Raw genomic sequence first — 20,378 nt, forward strand, 5'->3', positions numbered from 1 at the left:
GATCAGCCCTCGCCGGTGGTGGGGGCGGCGGCGCCGGCGTCGTCGAGCAGGTCGACGACGCCGCCCTCGGCCTCCTGCACCACGTCCTGGTCGCCGAACTCGCCGTAGCGCGGGTTGACGGTGACGCCGACGTCGTCGCGGACCTCGTCGACCACCGCCGCCCCCGCCTCCTCGGCGCCCTGCGCGGCCTCGTCCTCCAGCTGCGGGCGGACCTCCTCGAACGACGGCGTCGTCCGCTGCCCGACGAAGGCGACCACCACGCCCGGCACGTCGCCGACGGTGACGCTGAAGCCGGTGTTCGGCGCGGCGGCGGCCACGCCCTCGGCCAGCGGCGCGGGGACGTCGGCGGTGCCGGTCGGCTGCAGCGCGGGCAGGGTGATCTCGCCCGGGTACCGCGCCGCGACCGCCGGGTACGAGGCGGGCGCGGCGGCCAGCTCGGCGACGACGGCGTCGGCGGTGGCCTGGTCGGGGACGACGAAGTAGCCGAGCTCCACCTGCTCCAGGCCGGCGCGGACCTCCTCGTACCGGGCGCGCAGCGCGGCCTCGTCGGTCCCGGGGTCCTCCCCGGCGGCGACGCCGAGCTCCCGGCGCAGCAGCTGCTGGCGGGCGCTCTCCCGGACGTCCTCGCGCGAGTAGCCCTGCGAGGCGGCCTGCGCGTACAGCTCCTCCTCGTCGCGGCCGGCCAGCGCCGTCTCGATGAACTCGCCGACCTCGGCGTCGGTGACCTCCACGTCGCTGCGCCGGGCCGCCTCGGCGTAGAGCTCCTGGCGCACGAGCAGGGTGAGCACCTGCCGGGTGTAGTCCGTCCCGCCGCCCCCGACGGCCTCGGCGATCGCGGGGTCGGCCAGCCGCTCGTCGACGGCGGACCGCAGCTCGGCCACGGTCACCTGCTCGTCCCCGACGTAGGCGGCGACGGTCGGCGAGGTCCGGCAGCCGGCCAGGGCGGCCACAGCGGCCAGGCCGACGGCGATCGAGGTGCTCAGCCGGCGGGTCTGCACCAGCGGAGCGTGCCACACCCGGGGTGGTACCCGACGCAGGCGGCGGGCCACCCGGGAGGGTGGTGTCCCCACGAGGAGGGATGGCCCGGGCCGCGGCCGCTGCCAGCATCGCGCGCATGCCGCCGTCCGTCCCCGCGCCCACGCGCGGGGTGATCAGCGGCGTGACCGTCACCGTCGTGCCCCTCGTGGCCGGCGACGACGAGCTGGCCCGCGCCGAGGCGGTGCTCATGCCGGCTGAGCTCGCCCGCGCCCGGCGGGGCACGCCCGCCGTCCACCGGCGCCGGGTCCTGCTGCGCGCCGCCCTGCGGACCGCCCTCGCCGCCGAGCTGGGCACCGACCCCCGGCACGTGCCGCTCGCCACGGGCGCCACGGGTCGCCCGCAGCTGCCGGCGGACACCGGCCTGGACGCCGGCTGCTCGGCCGGCGGCGAGCTGGGCGTGGTCGCGATCGGCCGCGGCCGCCGGATCGGCGTCGATCTGGAGCCGGTGGCCCCCTGGACGCCGGCCGTCGCCGACGAGGGCTGGCTGCACCCCACCGAGCTGCGCGCGATCGCCCTCCTCCCCCCCGGCGAACGCCCGGTCGCGGCCACCCGCGCCTGGACCCGCAAGGAAGCCGTCCTCAAGGCCCACGGGACCGGCCTGCGGGAGGACCCGGCCACCGTGGTCACCGCCGTCGGGCCGACCGGCGCGACGGCGGCCGGCTGGACCCTGCACGACGTGCCCGTGCCCGACGGGTGGGTGGCCAGCCTCGCGGTCGCCCTCGACGAGGAGATCCCCCGATGACGCTCGCCGCCGCCCTCCCCCAACTCGCGTCCTTCCGCGCCCGCTGCGAGGAGGTGGCCGGCGCCGCCCTGGATGCGCCCGGTGCCCTGCACGCCTTCTCGGTCGAGCGGCCCGAGGAGTTCTGGCGCACCCTGCTCGACTGGTCGGGGGTGCCGTGGTCGGGTTCCGCCGACGTCGTCCTCACCGGCACCGACGTCGAGACCGCGCGCTTCTTCCCCGGCCTGCGACTGAACTACGCCGAGGCGCTGCTGCGCCCGCTCGAGGGCGCGTGCGACGACGCGCCCGCGCTCACCGCCGTGCACGCCGACCGGCCGACCGACCGCTGGACCCGCGGTGAGCTGCGCGACGCCGTCGCGCGGACGGTGACCGCGCTGCAGCGGTTCGGTGTCGCCGCGGGGGACCGGGTGGTGCTGATCGCCGCCAACACCGGTGAGACCGCCGTCGTCGCCCTCGCCGCGGCTGCGATCGGGGCCGCGGTCTCCACGGCCGCTCCCGACATGGGTGCGGCGTCCCTGCTCGGCCGCTTCGGCCAGGTCGACCCGTCCGTGCTCGTCCTCGACCGCCGGGCGGTCCCCGACGACGTCGTGGCCGAGGTCGTCGCCGGGCTGCCCACACTGCGCCGCGTCCTGCTGCTCGACGACGGCGCGCGCGCGGACCTCGGCCTGCCGGTGGACCGGCTCGCCGGCTCCACCGCGGACGCCGTTCCCACGACCGACTGGCCGCGGCACGCCTTCGACAGCCCGCTGTTCGTGATGTTCTCCTCGGGCACCACCGGCCCGCCCAAGGCGATGGTGCACGGTGCCGGTGGCACGCTGCTGGAGCACGTCAAGGAACACCGGCTGCACGTCGACCTCGGCCCCGGCGACACGCTCTACTTCCACACCACCACCGCCTGGATGATGTGGAACTGGCAGTTGTCGGCCCTGGCCACCGGCACGCACGTCGTCGTCTACGACGGCCCGGTCGCGGGCCCGGAGACGCTGTGGGAGCTGGCGGCCGAGCACGGTGTCACCGTCCTCGGCACCAGCCCGGCCTACCTGCAGCTCGGTCAGGACGCCGGCTACCGTCCCGCGGAGGCCGGCGACCTGTCGCGGCTGAGGGCGGTGCTCTCGACCGGCGCGGTCCTGCACGACTGGCAGTTCGACTGGGTGGCCGAGGCCCTCGGGCCGGTGCCGCTGCAGTCGATGTCCGGCGGTACGGACGTCATCGGTTGCTTCGTGCTCGGCGCCCCCGACCTCCCGGTCCGACGGGGCCGGAGCCAGACGCGCAGCCTCGGCCTGGACGTCGCGGCGGTCGACCAGGACGGCCGCGAGGTCGTCGGGGAGGTCGGCGAGCTGGTCTGCCGGCGCCCGTTCCCGAGCCGGCCGGTCGGGTTCCTCCGTGACCCCGACGGTCGCCGCTTCCACGACGCCTACTTCGCCGACCACCCCGGCGTGTGGACCCACGGCGACCTGATCGAGTTCGACGCCGACGGCTCCTCCCGGCTGCACGGCCGCTCGGACGGCGTCCTCAACGTCGACGGGCTGCGCATCGGGCCCAGCGAGATCTACACCGTGCTCCGGCAGCTGCCCGAGATCGACGACGCGATGGCCGTCGAGCAGCGCGACGCGAGCCGGCCCGGGGGCTCGCGCATGGTGCTGCTCGTCGTGCTGCGGCCGGGAGCCCGGCTCGATGGCGGCCTGGACCGCACGATCCGCCGCACGCTGCGCCGGGAGGCGTCTGCCGCGCACGTGCCCTCGCTGGTCGTCGCGGTCGGCGACCTGCCGCTGACCCACAACGGCAAGCGTTCCGAGCGCGCGGCCCGCGACGCCGTCAACGGCGACCCGGTCGCCAACGCCGTCGCGCTCCGCAACCCGGACTGCCTGGACGGGATCCGTGCAGCGGTCGCCGCGGCCTCCGCCGCCCCCGCTGCGGTGGAGGAGGACGACGATCTGCTCGGCCGGGTCTCCCGCATCTGGTGCGAGGTGCTCGGCCTGCGCTCCGCCGACCCCCACGACGACTGGTCCGACCTCGGCGGAACCTCCCGCCAGGTGCTCAGCCTGCTCCGACGCGTCCGGCTCGAGCTCGGCGCCGACGTCCCGGTGCAGCGGTTCGCCGAGGACCCGACGCCGGCCGGCCTGACCCGGGCCGCGGAGGCGGAGACCTCCGCCGCACCGGCCGCCGTGACCACCCTGCGGGCGGGCGAGGGACGGCCGGTGTTCCTCGTGCCGGACGCCTGGGGCCAGCTGAACCTGTACGGGGGCCTGGTGGATCGGCTCACGACCCCTCGGCCGGTGCTGGGCCTGCGGCTGCCGCTGCTGCACGACGACGGACGGCACCGCACCATCGAGGAGGTCGCTGCCGACGCCCTCGTGCAGGTCCGCGGTGTCCAGCCGGAGGGGCCGTACACCCTGCTCGGCTACTCCTTCGGCGGACTGGTCGCCCACGAGGTCGCGACCCGGTTGCGCGCCGCCGGAGCGGACGTCGGCTGCCTCGGGCTGCTCGACGTCCGCCCGCCGCGAGCAGCGCTCAGCCGGTGGGAGACCACCCGGGTCCGCTGGGCCGGCCGCTGGGCCACGGTGCGCGCCGGCCGCCCGCTGCGCGGCCTCCCGCGGCGGCTGACCGGCCGGAGGCGGCCGTCCGCACCCGCCCCGGCCCCCGATGCCGAGCTGCGCTTCTTCCTCGGGTCGCAGGAGGTGTCCGAGGCCCACCGGCCCGGCCGGTTCGACGGGCCGGTGCACTACTTCCTCGCCGAGGGGTCCCGCGCCGCGGCATCACGGACCCTGGGCGCCTGGCGGCGGGTCGTCCGCGGCCTGCACGTCATCGACGTCCCGGGCTACCACGGGGACCTCGACGACGAGCGCATCGGCATGCTCAGCGACCGGCACGTCGGCACCCTGGCCGCCGAGGTCTCCGCCGTCCTCGACTGAGATCAGGCCGCGACCGGCTGCTCGAGCACCGCCTTCAGCAGCGCGTGCAGGTGCTCGAGCAGGGCGACGTCGCGCAGCGGGGTGCGCCGGTCGGGGCCGACCGGGACCTTGAGCGACACCGTCTGGACGGCGGACTTGTACGTGGCGCCGTCGGCCAGCCGGGCCAGCCGCATCTGCTGCGACTCGCGCAGCGGCACCGGCGAGACCCGGATCGCGCGGCCCTGCAGCGACACCTCGGTGACGCCCAGCGCCCGCATCGCCGCGCGGAAGCGGGCCACGGCCAGCAGGTTGAGCACCGGCGCGGGCGGGGTGCCGTACCGGTCGGTGAGCTCGTCGAGCACCGCCTGCGCCTGGTCGTCGTCCTGCACCGAGGCGACCTTGCGGTAGGCCTCCATGCGCAGCCGCTCGCCGGGCACGTAGTCGTGCGGCAGGTGGGCGTCCACGGGCAGGTCGACCCGCACCTCGACCGGCTCCGCGGGTGCCTCCTCCCCGGTGACCTGGGCCCGGTAGTCGGCCACCGCCTCGCCGACCAGCCGCACGTAGAGGTCGAAGCCGACCCCGGCGATGTGCCCGGACTGCTCGCCGCCGAGCAGGTTGCCCGAGCCGCGGATCTCGAGGTCCTTCATCGCCACGGCCATGCCGGCGCCGAGGTCGGTGTTGTGCGCGATGGTCGTCAGCCGGTCGACCGAGGTCTCGGTCAGCGGCCGCGAGGGGTCGTAGGTGAAGTAGGCGTAGGCGCGCTCGCGGCCCCGGCCGACGCGGCCGCGGATCTGGTGCAGCTGGGACAGGCCGAAGGTGTCGGCGCGGTCGACGATCAGGGTGTTGGCGTTGGGGATGTCCAGGCCGGACTCGACGATCGTCGTCGCGATCAGGACGTCGTACTCCTTCTCCCAGAAGCCGACCATGATCCGCTCGAGCTCGTGCTCCTTCATCTGGCCGTGGCCGACGGCCACGCGGGCCTCGGGCACCAGCCGGCGGATCTTCGCCGCGGCCTTGTCGATCGACTGCACCCGGTTGTGGATGACGAAGACCTGGCCGTCGCGCAGCAGCTCGCGGCGGATCGCGGCCGCCATCTGCTTGTCGTCCCAGGCGCCCACGTAGGTGAGCACCGGGTGCCGCTCCTCCGGCGGCGTGAGGATCGTCGACATCTCGCGGATGCCGGTCAGGCTCATCTCCAGCGTGCGCGGGATCGGGGTGGCCGACATCGACAGGACGTCGACCGCCGTCCGTATGGTCTTCAGGTACTCCTTGTGCTCGACGCCGAAGCGCTGCTCCTCGTCGACGATGACCAGCCCGAGGTCCTTGAACCGGGTGGTCGGCTGCAGCAGCCGGTGCGTTCCGACGAGCACGTCGACCTCGCCGGCCGCGAGCCGGCGCAGCGTCTCGGCGCTCTCGGCGTCGGACTGGAACCGGGACAGCACCCTCACCGTCACCGGGAACTGGGCCATGCGCTCGGAGAAGGTCTTGAAGTGCTGGTTGGCCAGCAGCGTCGTCGGCACCAGGACGGCGACCTGCTTGCCGTCCTGCACCGCCTTGAACGCGGCGCGCACGGCGATCTCGGTCTTCCCGTAGCCGACGTCGCCGCAGATGATCCGGTCCATCGGGACCGGGTTCTGCATGTCCGCCTTGACCTCGTCGATCGCGGCGAGCTGGTCGGGGGTCTCCTGGAACGGGAAGGCGTCCTCGAGCTCGCGCTGCCAGACGGTGTCCGGGCCGAAGGCGTGCCCCGTGGTCGCCATGCGCGCCGAGTACAGGCGGATGAGCTCCGCGGCGATCTGCTTGACCGCCCGCCGCGCCTGGCCCTTGGTCTTCTGCCAGTCGGCGCCGCCGAGCTTGGACAGCGCCGGCTGCTCCCCGCCGACGTAGCGGGTGAGCTGGTCGAGGGAGTCGGTGGGCACGAACAGCCGGTCCGGCGGCTGGTTCCGCTTGCCCGGCGCGTACTCGACGATCAGGTAGTCGCGCTGGCCGCCGTGCACGGTACGGCTGACCATCTCGACGTAGCGGCCGATGCCGTGCTGCTCGTGGACGACGAGGTCGCCGGGCTGCAGCTGCACCAGGTCGACGGCGTTGCGGCGGCGCGCGGGCATCTTCACCGCGTCGCGCATGGTGGTGCCGCGCTGGCCGGTGAGGTCGTGCTCGGTGACCAGCGCCAGCCCCACGCCGGGCAGCGCGAAGCCGGACTCCAGGTTGCCCTGGGTGATCGAGGTCAGGCTGGCCTCGGGCGCGGACTCGATGCCGGGCACCAGCCGGACGCCGAGGTCGGCGGCCCCCAGCTGCTCGGCCGCGCGCTGGGCCGGGCCGGGCCCGGCGAAGGTGACGACGACCCGCCAGCCGTCACGGGTCCAGCCGCGCAGCGTCTCGACGGCGCGGTCGAGGTCGCCGGAGAAGCGCTCGACGGTGCCCGCCTGCAGGGTCACCGAGGACTCGTCGTCGACGTCGAGCGTGAACGCGCCGGTGGTCCACCACGGCAGGCCGCGGCCGCGGGCGGCGGCCTCGACGTCGGCCAGCTCGCGGAACGACGAGGCGCCCAGGTCCAGCGGCGCCTCGCCGGCCTCGGCGGCGGTGGCCCAGGACGCGGCGAGGAACTCCTCGGCGGTGCGCACCAGGTCGGCGGCCCGGCTGCGGACCCGCTCCGGGTCGGCGACCAGCACGTGGGTCCCGGCGGGCAGCAGGTCGGTGAGCAGCTGCAGCTGCCCCTCGACCAGCGCGGGGGTCAGCGACTCCATGCCCTCCACGGCGATGCCCTCGGCGAGCTTGCCGAGCAGCTCGGCCAGGCCCGGGTGCTCCGCGGCGAGCTCGGCGGCGCGGGCGCGGACGGCGTCGGTGAGCAGCAGCTCGCGGCACGGCGGGGCCCACAGCCGCTCGGGCCGCTCGTCGAGGGAACGCTGGTCGGCGGCGGAGAAGTACCGCAGCTCGTCGACCTCGTCGCCCCAGAACTCCACGCGGACCGGGTGCGGCTCGGTGGGCGGGAAGACGTCGAGCAGGCCGCCGCGGACGGCGAACTCGCCGCGCTTCTCGACCAGCTCCACGCGGGTGTAGGCGGCGTCGGACAGCGCGCGGGCGACGTCGTCGAGCTCGGCGGTGTCCCCCGCCTTGAGCTCGACCGGCACCAGGTCGCCGAGGCCGGGGGCCAGCGGCTGCAGCACGCTGCGGACCGGGGCGACCAGCACGTCGATGCCGGTGTCGCCGGGGTGGGTCAGCTCGCGTAGCACGGCCAGCCGGCGGCCGACGGTGTCCGCGCGCGGGGACAGCCGCTCGTGCGGCAGCGTCTCCCAGGAGGGGAAGGTCTCGACGCGGCGGTCGGGCAGGAAGCAGCGCAGCAGGTCCGCGGCCGCGTCGGCGTCCCGCTCGCCGGCGGTGACCAGCAGCACCGGGACGCCGGCGCCCGGCTCCCGCGCGGCCAGCGCGGCGGCCACCAGCGGCTGCACCGGCGGCGGCGCGGTGACGGCGAGCTCGGCGGACCCGGCCGCGGCCACCACGCGCGCGACGCCGGGATCGGTGAGGACGACGTCGAGCACGCCGCGCAGACTCACGAGGGACTTCCTCCGGGATCGGTCGGCCCGCAGAGGTGCCGCCGAGTGCGGCGCCGGGCCCCCTCCCAGGCTAGCCCGTGGACGGGACCCCCGCCGGTGGCCCCGGGCCGGCGGAGCCGGTCACGGTTCGTCACCGCCTGGAGAGCATCGGCACTGATCAGCCGCCTGACCCCTGTGTCTCGATACTCCGCAGTCACGGTCGGTGAGGACACGCACGGACGACGCGGAGCCGCCGCGTGACCAGGCGTCCGGACCGGCTACGGCGGTTCGCCGGTCGACACGATCCGGCGCCATGACGAGCGTCACCGCTCCGCCTGTCCTGGAGGACCCCGGCACCCCGGCGGTCACGTCTCCCCCGGCCGACCCGTTCTCCGTGCGGCTGTGCACGGTCGGGGGGACCGACATCGCCGCACTGACCGAGGACGCCGTGGTGCGCCGGGTGCTCGACGGCTGGGCGGACGGGGAGGGCGGCTGGATCGTGACGGTCAACGTCGACATCCTGCGCCTGGCCGCCCGGGACGCCGAGATGGCCCGGCTGGTGTCCGGTGCCACGCTCGCGGTCGCCGACGGGATGCCGCTGGTCTGGGCGTCCCGGCTGGCCGGGGACCCGCTGCCGGCACGGGTCACCGGTGCCTCGCTCGTCGACACCCTCGCGGAGGCCGCGGCCCGGGCCGGCCGCTCGGTCTACCTCCTGGGCGGTGACCCGGGGGTGCCCGAGGCCGCCGCGGCCGCGCTGGCCGAGCGCCACCCCGGCACGGAGGTGGTCGGTACCGACTCCCCGCCCTATGGCTTCGACCGGTCCGAGGAGCAGGTCGCCGCGGTGGTCGACCGGGTCGTGGCGGCGCAGCCGGACCTGGTGCTCGTGGGCCTCGGCTTCCCGAAGCAGGAGCGGCTGATCGCCCGGCTCCGGCCGCTGCTGCCGGCGGCCTGGCTGCTCGGCTGCGGCGCCGGCATCCCGTTCGCCGCCGGCCAGTACCGGCGGGCTCCCGGCGTCCTGCAGCGGATCGGTGCCGAGTGGGTGCACCGCCTGGCCCTCGAGCCCCGGCGGCTGGCCCGGCGCTACCTCGTCGAGGACCTGCCCTTCGCGCTGGACCTGCTCAGCCGCGCGGCGGCGCTCGGCTTCGCCACCCGGCCGACCCCCGGCAGGGGCGCCGCCGACGACCCCCGTGGCGCGTGGGCGTGACCCGGACCACGGGCACGTCGCCGGCCGCGGGCGGTGCGGACTACGTCTGCTTCGCGGCGCAGGACTGGTGGTACCACAACCAGGCGCACTCGGACTTCCAGCTCATGCGCTCGGTGGCCCGCGACCGGCGGGTCCTCGTCGTCAACAGCATCGGCATGCGGATGCCGCGGCGCGGGGTGAGCACGAACGTCACCCGGCGGCTGGCCCGCAAGCTGCGCAGCGTCGCCCGGCTGGTGCGGCGTCCGCTGCCCGACCTGCCCGGCTTCCACGTCGTCTCGCCCCTGCCGCTGCCCTTCTACGGGTCCGCCCGGGCCCGGCGGTGGGGAGCCCGGGTGGTCCGGGCCCAGGTGCGGGCGACCATGTGGTGGCTCGGCATCCGCGAGCCCGTGGTCGTGGTGACGGTGCCGACCGCCTGGGACGTCGTCCGCCCCCTGCGCCGCCGCTCGCTGGTCTTCAACCGGTCGGACCGGCACTCGGCGTTCCCGGAGGCCGACACCCGGTCGATCGAGGCCATGGAGACCGATCTGCTGGAGAACGCCGACCACGTCCTCTACGTCAGCCGCGCACTGATGGCGGAGGAGGCGCCGCACACCGGCCCGCGCGGCCACTTCCTCGACCACGGCGTCGACGTCGGGCACTTTCGGCGCCGGCCGCCCGAGGAGTGGCCGGCCGACATCGCGGCCATCCCCGGGCCGCGCATCGGCTTCTACGGCGCCCTGGACGACTTCGTCGTCGACTTCGACCTGCTGGAGCGGCTGGCCGCTGAGCTGCCCGAGGTCTCGCTGGTGCTCATCGGTGACGCCAACCACCCGATGGGCCGCTTCGACCGGTACCCGAACGTGCACTGGCTCGGCCACCGGCCCTACGAGTCGATCCCCGCCTACGGCTCGGCGTTCGACGTCGCGGTCATGCCGTGGCAGGACAACAGCTGGATCGCGCACGCCAACCCGATCAAGCTCAAGGAGTACCTGGCGCTCGGCCTGCCCGTGGTGAGCACGGACTTCGCCGAGCTGGCCGATTACCGGGACCGGGTGCGGGTCGCCCGCACGCCCGACGAGTTCGTCGCGGCGGTCCGCCGGACGCTGGCCGACGGCGGACCGTCCACCCCGGACGCCCTGCGGCAGTCGGTCCTCGACTGCTCCTGGGACTCCCGCGCCTCGACGCTGATCGAGCGCGCCGAGGTCCTTCTCCGGGCCTGACGGCCGCGGGCCCTGCCGCCCGTGCCGGCCCCTCGGCCGGCCGGCACGGGCGGCGCCGTCTCAGTCGCCGGCGCGCGCCCCCGCCGGCAGGGGCGCACGCCCGGGCACGACGACGTCGTCGTCCGGGGTGCGGGGATCGCCGTGACTGGCGCTGCCGGCCTCCCGGACGGCGGCCGGCAGCGGCGACGACAGGGGCTCCTGCAGCTCGGCGGGCGGCGCGGCGGCGGCCTCCGGCTCGCCGTCCTCCTCCGGCGCCTGGTGCCGCCCCGCCTTGCCGCGGCGGCTCTCGCGAGGCCCCTCGCGGCGCAGCGCCGCGCGGCCCTCCGCGATCGAGATGGCGGCGAACAGGACGATGACGCCGGCGCCCACGACGCCCACCAGCGACCGGATGGTCCCCGACACGACGACGTGCCCGGGCCCCGGCTCCGCCACCGGCAGCGGCGTGATGAGGGCAGCCTCGTCCGCGCCGTAGACCTGCTGCAGCGCGACCAGCTCGGCCTCCATGCGCTCGCTGACCAGGGCCAGCGTCCGCTCCGCCTCGGCGGCGCTCGTGCCGGTGCCCACGATGTCGACGATCTGCGCCGACGTCGGCGAGGGACCGATGGTGTAGTCGGCGTCGGCGCCCTGGGCGACCAGGGCGTCGCGGACCGTGCCGCCGCTCATCCGGGCCGACAGCACCTGCCCGACGGTCCCCTCGTTGGCGAACCGCAGGTAGGGGTTGTTGCGGTTGACCTCGGCCAGGGACGGGTCGCGCTCGATCTGGGCGTCCGTCGGCGGCGGCGCGGGGTTGACCAGCACGTAGGAGGCGTTCGCCTCGTAGTCGCGCGGCATGACCAGCAACACCCACGCGCCGGCGACACCGGTCAGCACCACCACCAGGGTGGTGGTGAGCCAGTGGCTCCGGATGGAGCGCAGGATGGCGAAGAGGTCCAAGGGGTCAGTCTCCGTTCGCTTCGTGGACGGCGGACGCGGCTCCGTGCGGCTCCCGGCGGGACAGCACCCAGCACGCACCTGCGCACCCGGTCACCAGCGCCTGCACACCGACGAACATGTTGAAAGAGAAGGCATCGAAGGTCGCCGCGCAGACCGCCCCGGCCAGCGCGGCACCGGCCAGCGCGCCGGCGATGGCGCGCAGCAGGGGGTCCCGCGAGCGCAGCCGCGCGCCGAGGGCGGTCAGCACCGGGACCACGAGGTAGACGAACAACCCGGTGATCCCGACCAGGCCCAGCTCGATGGCGCTCTTGAGGTACTGGTTGTCCAGGACCGCCAGGAGGTCGGCCGGCAGGTAGGTGCCGCCCCCGAGGCCGAACCAGGGGTGTTCGGCGACCAGGCGCGCGACCATCGGGTAGTCGTCGAGGCGGCTGGACACCGACGTGTCGGCGCTGCCGGCGCCGACGAACTCGGCGAGGGTCCGCAGGTAGCCCGGCCGGGCGATGCCGATCGCGAAGGCGCTGGCGGGGAGCAGGACGAGCGCGGTGACGCGCTGCCGCGCCGGCAGGCCGAGCACCAGCACCACCGACGACAGGAGGGCGGCCAGCACCCCGGACCGCGACACCGAGGCGGGGATCGCCAGGCCGATCAACAGGACGGGGAGCCAGCGCGCCACCGCGCCGCGGCGCCGGTCGTGGAGGGCGAGCACGAGGGCCAGCGGCAGCATCATGCCGGCGACCACGCCCAACTCGATGGGGTGCATCGTGGTGCCGAAGACCCGCTGCAGGGACCCGCGGGCCTGCCAGACGCTCAGCGTGCCGTCGACGGTGAAGCCCGGCAGCGAGCTGCGGATCAGGCCGCTGAGGTCGAACGTGAGCACCCACTGCAGGACGGCGACGAAGGCGCAGAAGGCGGCGCCGTAGACGGCCATCCGCAGCACGGTCAGCAGGTTGGCCAGGCGTCCGAGGCCCTCGGCGGCGACGAGGACGACGCCCGCGGTGCCGGCGATCATCATGATCCAGCGGTCGGCGCCGAGCTGCTGCGTGCCGTTCAGGCCGTGGAAGGGCGTCAGGGCCCAGCACACCAGGCCGGTGAAGGAGAAGTACGCGACCGCCGCACGCGTCGGGTGGCGGACCCGCAGCGGGTCGTGCGCCCCCATCAGCGTCGAGGCGACCCACAGCAGGAAGAGCACGAGCGAGATCAGCCCCGCCACGTAGCCCTGGCCGCCCACGATCCGCAGCACGAGGTCGGACGGGAAGACGAAGAGCGTGACGGCGTAGGCACCCATCAGCAGCGTCGCCTGCCGCTCCCGCACCTCGACCGGCGACCACGGCGCCTCAGATGCGCGGGCACGCCGTCCCAGGAACCCGGCCCGCACGCCCGGACGCGGAGGTGCCCCCGTGGGAGACGGCCGCGAGGGTGCGCCCGCCGGCGCCTGGGCCACCGGGCTGCTCACCCGCTGCTCCCGGCACCGGGCAGCCGGTCCCGGACCCGCCGGGACAGCAGGGCGGCGAGGGCCCGGCGGTGCCCCGGCTCCCCCACCCGCAGGACGCAGTGCAGCAGCGACGCCGCCCACAGGCCCGCCGCGCCCGGCCGGCCGTGCCACTTGCGGGCGTAGCGGACCCGGTTGACCACGAGCAGCGCCGCGAGGTCGGGCGACTGCCCCGAGCCGCCACCCCGGTGCCGCGCGACGGCCGCCGGCGTGAACCAGACCGACGAGCCCGCCTCCCGGAGCCGGCGCAGGTAGTCGGTCTCCTCGGAGTAGAGGAAGAAGCGGGGGTCCCAGTGCCCGACCCGGGTCACCGCCGTGCTGCGGAGCAGGACGACCGCGCCGGTGGCCCACTCGACGGGGTGCTCGGCCGCGTAGGCGTCCGGGTCGCGGACCAGCTCGGCGGACCAGGCGGGCCGGCCGGGCAGGAGGTCGCCGAGCAGGGCCTCGCCGAGCGCCCGCCGCACCGTCGGCTCCCGGCGCAGCGACGGCGACCGGCGTCCGTCGTCGTCGAGGAGCTGGGGCACCACCGCGGCTGCGCCGGTGCGTTCGCCGCACGCGACCAGCTCGGCGAGCGAACCCGGCGCCAGGCTGAGGTCGGGGTTGAGGACGGCCACCCAGCGGGCGGGGGGCATCCGGTCCAGCGCCACGTTGATGGCCCCGGCGTAGCCGAGGTTCCCGCCGGCGCGCAGCAGGCGGGTCGCCGGCCTCCCGGCCACGACGCCGGCCACGTCGTCGTCGGAGTCGTTGTCGACGACCAGGACCTCCGCCCTCAGACCGCTCAGCGCGGCCGGGACCGAGTCCAGCAGCCCCGGCAGGTCCCGGGCGCTGCGGTAGGTGACGACGACCAGGACGCAGTCGAGCGGGCGCTCGGCCGTCGAGCCGTCCCCCGCTCCACGCGCCACCGTGGTCGGCAGCGCGGTCCGACCCATGCGCCCCCGCCGTCCTGTCGTCGTGCTCACACCGGGTCCACGACGCCGTGACCAGCGCCGGAGCGCCCGATGGCCCCGTCGACGGGCAACATACGTCCGTCAGAGGGGCTCGTCACCGGGTTCGCGCGCGGTGTCCCCGAACGGTGGACCCGGTGCCGCGCCGAGGCGGCCAGGAACTTGACCCGGTCGAGTGCCTCCCGGCCGAGGACGGCGCGCACCACCGTCTTGACCGCCGCCCGGCCGCCCTCCCGGACCGCGCGGCCCGGCCCGCCGGCCAGCGCGTCGGCCAGGAGCCCGGCCCGCCCGGGGTCGGGCAGCCCCTCGGGCAGCCCGGGGAAGGCGCCGGCATGCGCGGAGGGCCGCGTGCGCCGGCCTCGCACCCGGTTGCTGACGTTGCCGCCGTGCACCACCTGCAGCCAGCCCGGGTCGCCCCGGAGGATGACGGCGGGCATGTGGTCGGCCAGCCCGATGTGCCAGTCCGACCAGCAGGTCACCGGGTCGTCCCACGTCTCCCGCACCGAGCAGAAGGCGTTGTACCGGTCCAGCCGCCGATAGACGCGGTCCCCGCGCACGATCAGCCCGTCGCCGACGTACAGCGCCGCCCGTTCCGCGGGCACCGCGGCGTCCTGCAGGCGGGCGACGAAGTCCCGGGCCAGGCCGTCGTCGTTGTCGAGGTTGGTCGTGAGCAGGTCCCCCGGCCGGTCCCCGGCCACCGCACGGATGTCGGCCAGCAGGTCGGCGCGCGGCACCTCCTCCCGGAACAGCGGGGTGAAGGAGCCACGCCGCTCGTGGTCGCGGATCCACTCGATCAGCCAGTCGGGGCTCGCGGGGTCGAAGTAGACCAGCCAGGAGAAGTCGCGGCGGGTCTGGGCGAGCACCGAGGGCAGGCAGTGCCGCTCGAAGAGCCCGACCCGGTCCCGCAGCCAGTTGTCCTGTGCCCGGACGAGACTCTCGTGACCGCGCGAGGGGAGGTTGAAGCGGGTCAGCAGTACATGGGTCCCGGGTGGGGTCACGGCCGGTCCTCCGCCAGCGGGATGCGGTAGACGTGCCACGTGTACTCCTCGTCGAAGGTGTCCTGGAGGACGCCGTCGGTGACTGGCAGGGACCGGTCCTCGAACAGGACCTCGGCCTGCGTGCCGTCGACACCGGGCGGGAGGCGCAGCGTGCGCTCCCCCGGGCCCTGGCTGCCGTCGACCATCGCGAACAGGTAGGCCGACCCGTCGTGGACCTTGAGCATGGTGTCGGTCGCCGGCCCCGCGTCCCACTCGTAGGACTGGGTGTTGAGGACCGGGGCGAGCTGGTGGACGACGCCGTCGATGCGCGTGGCGGCCGCGACCTGCGCGGCGCCGCAGAAGCCGTCCTGGACCTGGGACAGGCGGATGAGGTTGCTCCCCTGGCAGGGGCCGGACAGGGACTGGTTGAACCACACGATGCCGCGGGCCTCGTGGATCAGCGAGCTCATCACCGCGCCCTGCAACTGGCCCGGCTCGATGTTCGCGGTGAACGGGCCCTCCCCCGGGCCGCCGTTGAGCAGCTCCACGAACTGCCAGATCGCCTGCAGCCGGCCGTCGGCAGCGTCGCGCCGGCGCAGGGAGTCGACGACCGCGCCGTAGCTGGACGCGGTCCGGCAGGTCTCCTGCCGGACCGGCGTCAGGTACACCGAGCCGCGGAAGGGCTGCAGGTCGCAGAACGGGATCGAGTACCAGTACATGTCCACCGAGACGATGTCGCTGTAGCCGTTCACGTAGGCCTCGGCGTCGGCGTCGTCCATGTCGGAGCTGACGACGCTCTGGGTGAAGTTGGCGTACGCCGGCCGCCCGGCGGGCAGGTCTTCACGCAGCTGGGCGAGGTGCGCCCGGCCCTCCTCCGGGGGAAAGCGGCCGTCGACCTCGTCGTCGAGGAAGGCCGCGGGCCAGTTGGCGCCGTCCTCGGGGAACGTCTCGTTGAGCCGCGAGCCCATCCAGAAGACGCCGTTGTCGGCGAACAGGCTGTAGGGCGTCGCGGCGTCCATCCCGATGTAGGTGTTGATCCCGACGCCCTTGTCGTACTGCACCTCCTCGTCGGAGGAGATGCCGTCGTACCAGGCGACCACGGGGAAGAACGACGGATCGGTCCAGCCGGCGGCGACCGCGGCGGGGAACCGGGACCAGTACTCCGGGCCGCCCTCCCAGGGGATCCGCGGCAGATCGAGGACGGCGACGTCGCCGCGCGGCGGGATGACGCCGCCGGCCGGGCCCGTCGCGTCGCCCGCCGCGTCCCCGCCCGCACCGGCCCGCGGGCTGCCGTCGCGGACGACGATGAGGACGACGGCCAGGACCACGACCAGCAGCGCGGCCGTACCCGCCGCCACCGTCCGCGGGCGCGGGCGGCGGCGCCCTCCTCCGGGTGGCTGCGGGTCCCCGGCCGGCGCCGGCTCGGCGACCTCCGTCCCTGGATGTCCGGTCCGTGGTGCGCTCACGTCCCCTCCCCCTGGTGCGCGCGGTTACTGTCCAGCGCCATGTCGCTCGTCGCCGTCCCCGCCGGGTCATGACCTCGTCGGGCAGCGTCGTCTGGTTCCCGGGCGTGGGCTGGGACGAGGTCACCGGCACCGACCGCCTCCTGGCGCAGGAGGTCTCCCTGCACCGTCCGGTGGTGTGGGTCGACCCGCCCGTGCCGCTGCAGCACTGGCTGCGCGCCGAGGGCCTGCGCGGCCTGCTGCGTCCCGTCCGGCTCACCCGCCGGTCGCCGTCGCTGGTGACCGTCCGGACCGCCGGCCCGCCCTGGCCCAACCGGCGCGCGACCTGGCGCCTGTCCTCCTGGCGCGCCGGCCGCGCGGCGCGGGCCGCCGTGCGGCGCGAGGGGACTGTGCCCGCCGTCGAGGTGGTCGCCACGCCGCAGCCCCGCCCCCGTCTGGGCGGCACGCGTGTCTACTTCGCCACCGACGACTTCGCCGCCGGCGCCGAGCTCATGGGCATCGACCGGGACGTGCTCGACCGGTGGGAGCGCCGCCAGCTCGCCGACGCTGGGGTGCGGCTGGCCATCTCCCCGGTGCTCGCCGGGCGCTGGTCGGGGGCCGGCCACGACGGGCAGGTGCTGGCCAACGGCTGCGACCCGGACCTGCGCCGGCGCGTGGCGGAGGCGTCCCGGTCCCCGGAGGTCCACCTGACCGGGCCCGTCGCCGGCGTGGTGGGCCAGCTGTCGCCGCGGCTGGACCTCGCCCTGCTGGAGGCGGTCGTCGACGCGGGCCTGTCGCTGCTGCTGGTCGGGCCGATCGACCCGGCCTTCGAGCCGGCGCGCGTGGTGGCCCTGCTGGCGCGGGACCGGGTGCAGTGGGTGGGCCGCCGGCCGGTCGAGCAGCTGCCCGGCTTCCTGGCCGCCGTGGACGTGGGGCTGACCCCCTACCGCCGGACGGCGTTCAACCAGGCGAGCATCCCGCTCAAGACGCTGGAGTACCTCGCCGCCGGCGTGCCGGTGGTGAGCACCCCGCTGCCGGCCCTGGACCTGCTGCCCGCCGGGCTGGTCGCCACGGCCGGGGAGCCCGCGGAGTTCGCCGGGGCGGCGGCCTCGCTGGCCATCTCCGGTCCGCCCGCCGGGTGGCCGGAGCGCAGCCTCGCCTGGGCCCGCGAGAACAGCTGGGCCGCGCGCGCCGGCACGCTGCTCGGCGCGGCCGACGGCTCCGGCGAGCCCGCTCCGGTCAGGCGGGCTTGGCATTGAAGTCGTCCCGGGCGACGTCCCCGCGCAGCCGCTGGACCCGCCGCCGCGCCTTGTGCCCGAGCACCGCGGCGGTGCTCCGCGCGCCCTCGGCCAGCGTGCGCCCCACACCGGCGCGGGCCTCGACGGCCCGGCGGTAGAGCTCGATCTGCACCTCGGCGGCCCGGCCGAGGTCGAAGCGCCCCTTCACCAGCTCGCGGCCGTAGCGCCCGAGCTCCTCCTGGCGCCCGGGGTCGTCGAGCAGCGCGGTGAGGACCGCCGCCAGGTGCGCGGCGGCCTGCTCGGGGGTCCGGTCCCCCACGCCGTACCAGCCCCGCTCGAGGAAGGGACCGACGCTGTCGGGGGTGAGCAGCTCGAAGAAGCCCCGCTCCCCCTGCACCACCAGCGGCTTGGCGAAGGCGAGGGCGCGCAGCGCCGACCCGCCCATGCCCAGGCAGACGTCGGCAGCGTCGTAGGCCCCGCGGGGATCGTCGAGCTGGCCGGTGACCAGGACGACGTCGCGGCCGGCCGTCCGGTTGGCCTGCACGGCGGCCGCCCGGACCTCCGGCGCCGCCGGCCCGTCGCCCACCACGACCAGCCGGACCGGGCGGCTGCGGGCCAGCGCCGCGACCGCGCGGACGGCGGTCAGGATGCCCTCCAGCTTGAGCTCGTGCGCCAGCCGGGAGACGACGACGACCTGGGCGGTGCCGGGCTCGGCCGGGTGGGCAGCGGCGAACGCGGCTGCCGCCACCCCGGGCCGGTTGGCCTCGGTGTCGACCGGCGGCTCGATCAGCTGGACCGGGCCGCGCCGGGTGCGGCGGCCCTGGTCGGCCAGACGCTGGGTGCCCACGACCAGCGGCATGGAGGAAGGCAGGAACGGCGGGATCGCCATCGACATGACCGTGGCGACGGCCGCCACCTGCGGGCGCAGCGCGCGGACGGCGACGGCCTCCAGCGCCGGCGGCCACTCGTAGCCGTGCAGGACGTCGACGCCGCGGTCGCGCACCAGGCGCAGCAGGTCGGCGGTGACGGTGGGCGAGGGGTGGAAGGGCGCGCGGGCCGCGAGCACGTGCTCGAGGCCCAGCCGGTCGGCGTGCGCGAGCAGGTCGCCGTCGGGCGCGTAGAGCAGCACCTCGTGACCGCGGTCGCGGACGGCGGCGGCGATCTCCAGCGCGTTGAGCTGGCTGCCCCCGATCTCCATCGTGTGCGGGTAGACGACGACGCGCAGTGGCCTCACCGGCCGATCCCCCCTGTCGTGCCTGCGGTCTCCGCGGGCGCGGGGACCTCCTCCTGCGGCGCGGCGGCCCCGGGCTGCCCGAGGGCGGCGCGCAGCCGCCGGACGTCGTCCCGGGACCGGTACAGCAGCAGGGCCATCGCCGCGACGGCCGGCACGGCGGCGGTCGCGAGGGCGACGAGATCCGGGCCGACGGTCCCCGCGGCGAGCCACGCGAGGGCGCCCACGGCGACGGCCACCCCGACGGGCAGGGCCACCCGTGCGCCCACCGCGGCGGGGGCGATCCCCTCACGCCCCACCGCGGCCAGGTACACCGGCGCGACCACCAGCGCCGCGACCAGCAGCGAGGCCGCCGCGGCGCCCGCGGCACCGGCGACCCGGGCCCCGAGGACTGTCGCCGGCACCAGTGCGGCCAGCCACAGGGCCTGGGCGAGGAAGACCACCCGGGTGCGGGCCAGCACGACCAGGTGGTCGTAGTGCAGCTCGAACAGGACCCGGAGCACCGCCAGCGCGGCCAGCCACGGCAGGACGTCGGCCGCCGGGGCCCAGACCGCGCCGTAGACCAGCCGCACCAGCGGCTCGGCGGCCCCGCCCAGCAGCGCGCACACCGGCGCGGTCACCGCGGCGAGCAGGCCGGCGGTGGTGAGGAAGGTCGAGCGCATCGCGGGCGGGTCGTGCTGCAGGCGGGCCAGCGTGGCCGGCGCGACGGCCCGCACGGGCTGGGAGAAGACGGCGACCGGCCAGTTGGACAGGTTGACCGCGAGGACGTACAGCCCCAGGGGCACCGGGCCGAGGACCGCCCCCACGATCAGCCGGTCGGCGTTGCCCACGGCGAACACGACGATGCTCGAGCCCGCAAGGGGCAGCCCGAAGCGCAGCAGCGCGCGTGCCCGGCCGGCGTCGAACCCCAGCCGCAGCGCCGAGGGCGCGAACGCGGCGAGCAGCACGGCTCCGGCGACAGCGCCGGTCAGCTGCCCGATGGCCAGGCTGATCGCCCCGGCGCCGGCCACCGCGCAGCCGATCGAGGTGAGCGCGCCCACCCAGGTGGTCACCTGGTCGGCGACCAGCTTGCGGTCCTGCCGGAAGTGGCGCTGCAGCACCGCGGCCGGCGCGGCCACCAACCCGTTCACCAGCACGCACACGCACAGCAGCCGGACGGTCGGGGTGGCGCCGGGCTGGCCCATGAGCTCGCTGAACGCCGGCGCCGCGACCCAGCAGCCTGCGTAGGTTACGGCGCTGGAGACGACCGACAGCGTCGCGACGGTGGGCGCGATCTCCTCCGGCTCGCCGGGCCAGCGGACGATCGCCAGGCTGACGCCCAGTTCGTTGAAGCTGAGCACGGCCAGCAGCGCCACCAGGGCGACGGCGAACGTGCCGAACTCCTCGGGGCCGAGGATGCGGGCGAGCGCGACACCGATGGCCAGCGTGCTCAGCTTGCCGATCGCCGTGCTGGCCACGCTCCAGCCCAGGGCGCGGCCCGCCCGGCCGAAGAGCGAGCCGTCCGCGCCGACGCGCATCCC

The 20,378-nt window shown here is 75.9% G+C and carries 14 protein-coding genes; 5 read left to right on the forward strand and 9 right to left on the reverse strand.

Features of this window, described 5'->3' with window-relative positions; translation table 11 throughout:
- Positions 1-2: 2 nt before the first annotated feature.
- A complete protein-coding gene (locus tag ACI79B_RS02185) occupies positions 3-998 on the reverse strand; it encodes a peptidylprolyl isomerase (protein WP_456928209.1) in 996 nt (331 codons plus the stop codon).
- Between the two features lie 116 nt (positions 999-1,114).
- On the opposite strand from ACI79B_RS02185, the gene ACI79B_RS02190 reads away from it, so the two are divergent.
- Both ACI79B_RS02190 and ACI79B_RS02195 read left to right on the forward strand, forming a co-directional pair.
- On the forward strand, positions 1,115-1,780 hold the full coding sequence (locus tag ACI79B_RS02190; RefSeq protein WP_456928208.1) for a 4'-phosphopantetheinyl transferase family protein: 666 nt from the start codon (positions 1,115-1,117) through the stop codon (positions 1,778-1,780).
- Entirely contained in the window at positions 1,777-4,689 is a 2,913-nt protein-coding gene (locus ACI79B_RS02195; protein ID WP_456928207.1) for an acetoacetate--CoA ligase, read from the forward strand. Before ACI79B_RS02190 ends, ACI79B_RS02195 begins: the two co-directional genes overlap by 4 nt.
- 2 nt (positions 4,690-4,691) lie before the next feature.
- On the opposite strand, the gene mfd is transcribed toward ACI79B_RS02195, so the two are convergent.
- Positions 4,692-8,222: a transcription-repair coupling factor gene (mfd, locus tag ACI79B_RS02200; protein ID WP_456928206.1), complete on the reverse strand. Its 3,531-nt coding sequence runs from the start codon at positions 8,220-8,222 to the stop codon at positions 4,692-4,694.
- Positions 8,223-8,514: 292 nt separating this feature from the next.
- On the opposite strand from mfd, the gene ACI79B_RS02205 reads away from it, so the two are divergent.
- The gene (locus ACI79B_RS02205) at positions 8,515-9,405 is read left to right on the forward strand and encodes a WecB/TagA/CpsF family glycosyltransferase (protein WP_456928205.1); all 891 of its coding nucleotides are present in this window, start codon (positions 8,515-8,517) and stop codon (positions 9,403-9,405) included.
- Positions 9,402-10,604, forward strand: coding sequence for a glycosyltransferase (locus ACI79B_RS02210; protein WP_456928204.1), 1,203 nt, complete (start codon positions 9,402-9,404; stop codon positions 10,602-10,604). The genes ACI79B_RS02205 and ACI79B_RS02210 overlap by 4 nt, the downstream gene beginning before the upstream one ends.
- A 60-nt stretch (positions 10,605-10,664) precedes the next feature.
- On the opposite strand, the gene ACI79B_RS02215 is transcribed toward ACI79B_RS02210, so the two are convergent.
- The 5 genes from ACI79B_RS02215 to ACI79B_RS02235 all read right to left on the reverse strand — a co-directional run bounded on the left by ACI79B_RS02215 (position 10,665) and on the right by ACI79B_RS02235 (position 16,305).
- Positions 10,665-11,537 carry a hypothetical protein gene (locus ACI79B_RS02215; RefSeq protein WP_456928203.1) on the reverse strand — a complete coding sequence of 291 codons (873 nt, stop codon included), beginning with the start codon at positions 11,535-11,537 and terminating at the stop codon, positions 10,665-10,667.
- Between the two features lie 4 nt (positions 11,538-11,541).
- Entirely contained in the window at positions 11,542-12,912 is a 1,371-nt protein-coding gene (locus ACI79B_RS02220; RefSeq protein WP_456928202.1) for an O-antigen ligase family protein, read from the reverse strand.
- Positions 12,913-12,986: 74 nt separating this feature from the next.
- Positions 12,987-13,955, reverse strand: coding sequence for a glycosyltransferase (locus ACI79B_RS02225; protein ID WP_456928201.1), 969 nt, complete (start codon positions 13,953-13,955; stop codon positions 12,987-12,989).
- Between the two features lie 26 nt (positions 13,956-13,981).
- Positions 13,982-14,968, reverse strand: a complete 987-nt coding sequence (locus tag ACI79B_RS02230; protein ID WP_456928200.1) for a glycosyltransferase — start codon at positions 14,966-14,968, stop codon at positions 13,982-13,984.
- Positions 14,965-16,305 (reverse strand): hypothetical protein, encoded by a 1,341-nt coding sequence (locus ACI79B_RS02235; RefSeq protein WP_456928199.1) that lies wholly within the window; start codon positions 16,303-16,305, stop codon positions 14,965-14,967. The genes ACI79B_RS02230 and ACI79B_RS02235 overlap by 4 nt, the downstream gene beginning before the upstream one ends.
- Before the next feature lie 176 nt (positions 16,306-16,481).
- Between ACI79B_RS02235 and ACI79B_RS02240 the strand changes: the two genes are divergently transcribed.
- Positions 16,482-17,648, forward strand: coding sequence for a glycosyltransferase (locus ACI79B_RS02240; RefSeq protein WP_456928198.1), 1,167 nt, complete (start codon positions 16,482-16,484; stop codon positions 17,646-17,648).
- On the opposite strand, the gene ACI79B_RS02245 is transcribed toward ACI79B_RS02240, so the two are convergent.
- Both ACI79B_RS02245 and ACI79B_RS02250 read right to left on the reverse strand, forming a co-directional pair.
- Positions 17,629-18,861, reverse strand: coding sequence for a glycosyltransferase (locus ACI79B_RS02245; protein ID WP_456928197.1), 1,233 nt, complete (start codon positions 18,859-18,861; stop codon positions 17,629-17,631). The genes ACI79B_RS02240 and ACI79B_RS02245 overlap by 20 nt on opposite strands.
- Positions 18,858-20,375: an oligosaccharide flippase family protein gene (locus ACI79B_RS02250; protein WP_456928196.1), complete on the reverse strand. Its 1,518-nt coding sequence runs from the start codon at positions 20,373-20,375 to the stop codon at positions 18,858-18,860. The genes ACI79B_RS02245 and ACI79B_RS02250 overlap by 4 nt, the downstream gene beginning before the upstream one ends.
- Positions 20,376-20,378: the final 3 nt, after the last annotated feature.

Source organism: Geodermatophilus sp. SYSU D00879, assembly GCF_054050375.1.

Bases quoted from the DNA above. Each gene is read 5' to 3' on its own strand.
- ACI79B_RS02195 (WP_456928207.1), top strand. From the start codon at position 1,777: ATGACGCTCGCCGCCGCCCTCCCCCAACTCGCGTCCTTCCGCGCCCGC.
- ACI79B_RS02225 (WP_456928201.1), bottom strand. From the start codon at position 13,955: ATGGGTCGGACCGCGCTGCCGACCACGGTGGCGCGTGGAGCGGGGGAC.
- ACI79B_RS02205 (WP_456928205.1), top strand. From the start codon at position 8,515: ATGACGAGCGTCACCGCTCCGCCTGTCCTGGAGGACCCCGGCACCCCG.
- ACI79B_RS02240 (WP_456928198.1), top strand. From the start codon at position 16,482: ATGACCTCGTCGGGCAGCGTCGTCTGGTTCCCGGGCGTGGGCTGGGAC.
- ACI79B_RS02190 (WP_456928208.1), top strand. From the start codon at position 1,115: ATGCCGCCGTCCGTCCCCGCGCCCACGCGCGGGGTGATCAGCGGCGTG.
- ACI79B_RS02250 (WP_456928196.1), bottom strand. From the start codon at position 20,375: ATGCGCGTCGGCGCGGACGGCTCGCTCTTCGGCCGGGCGGGCCGCGCC.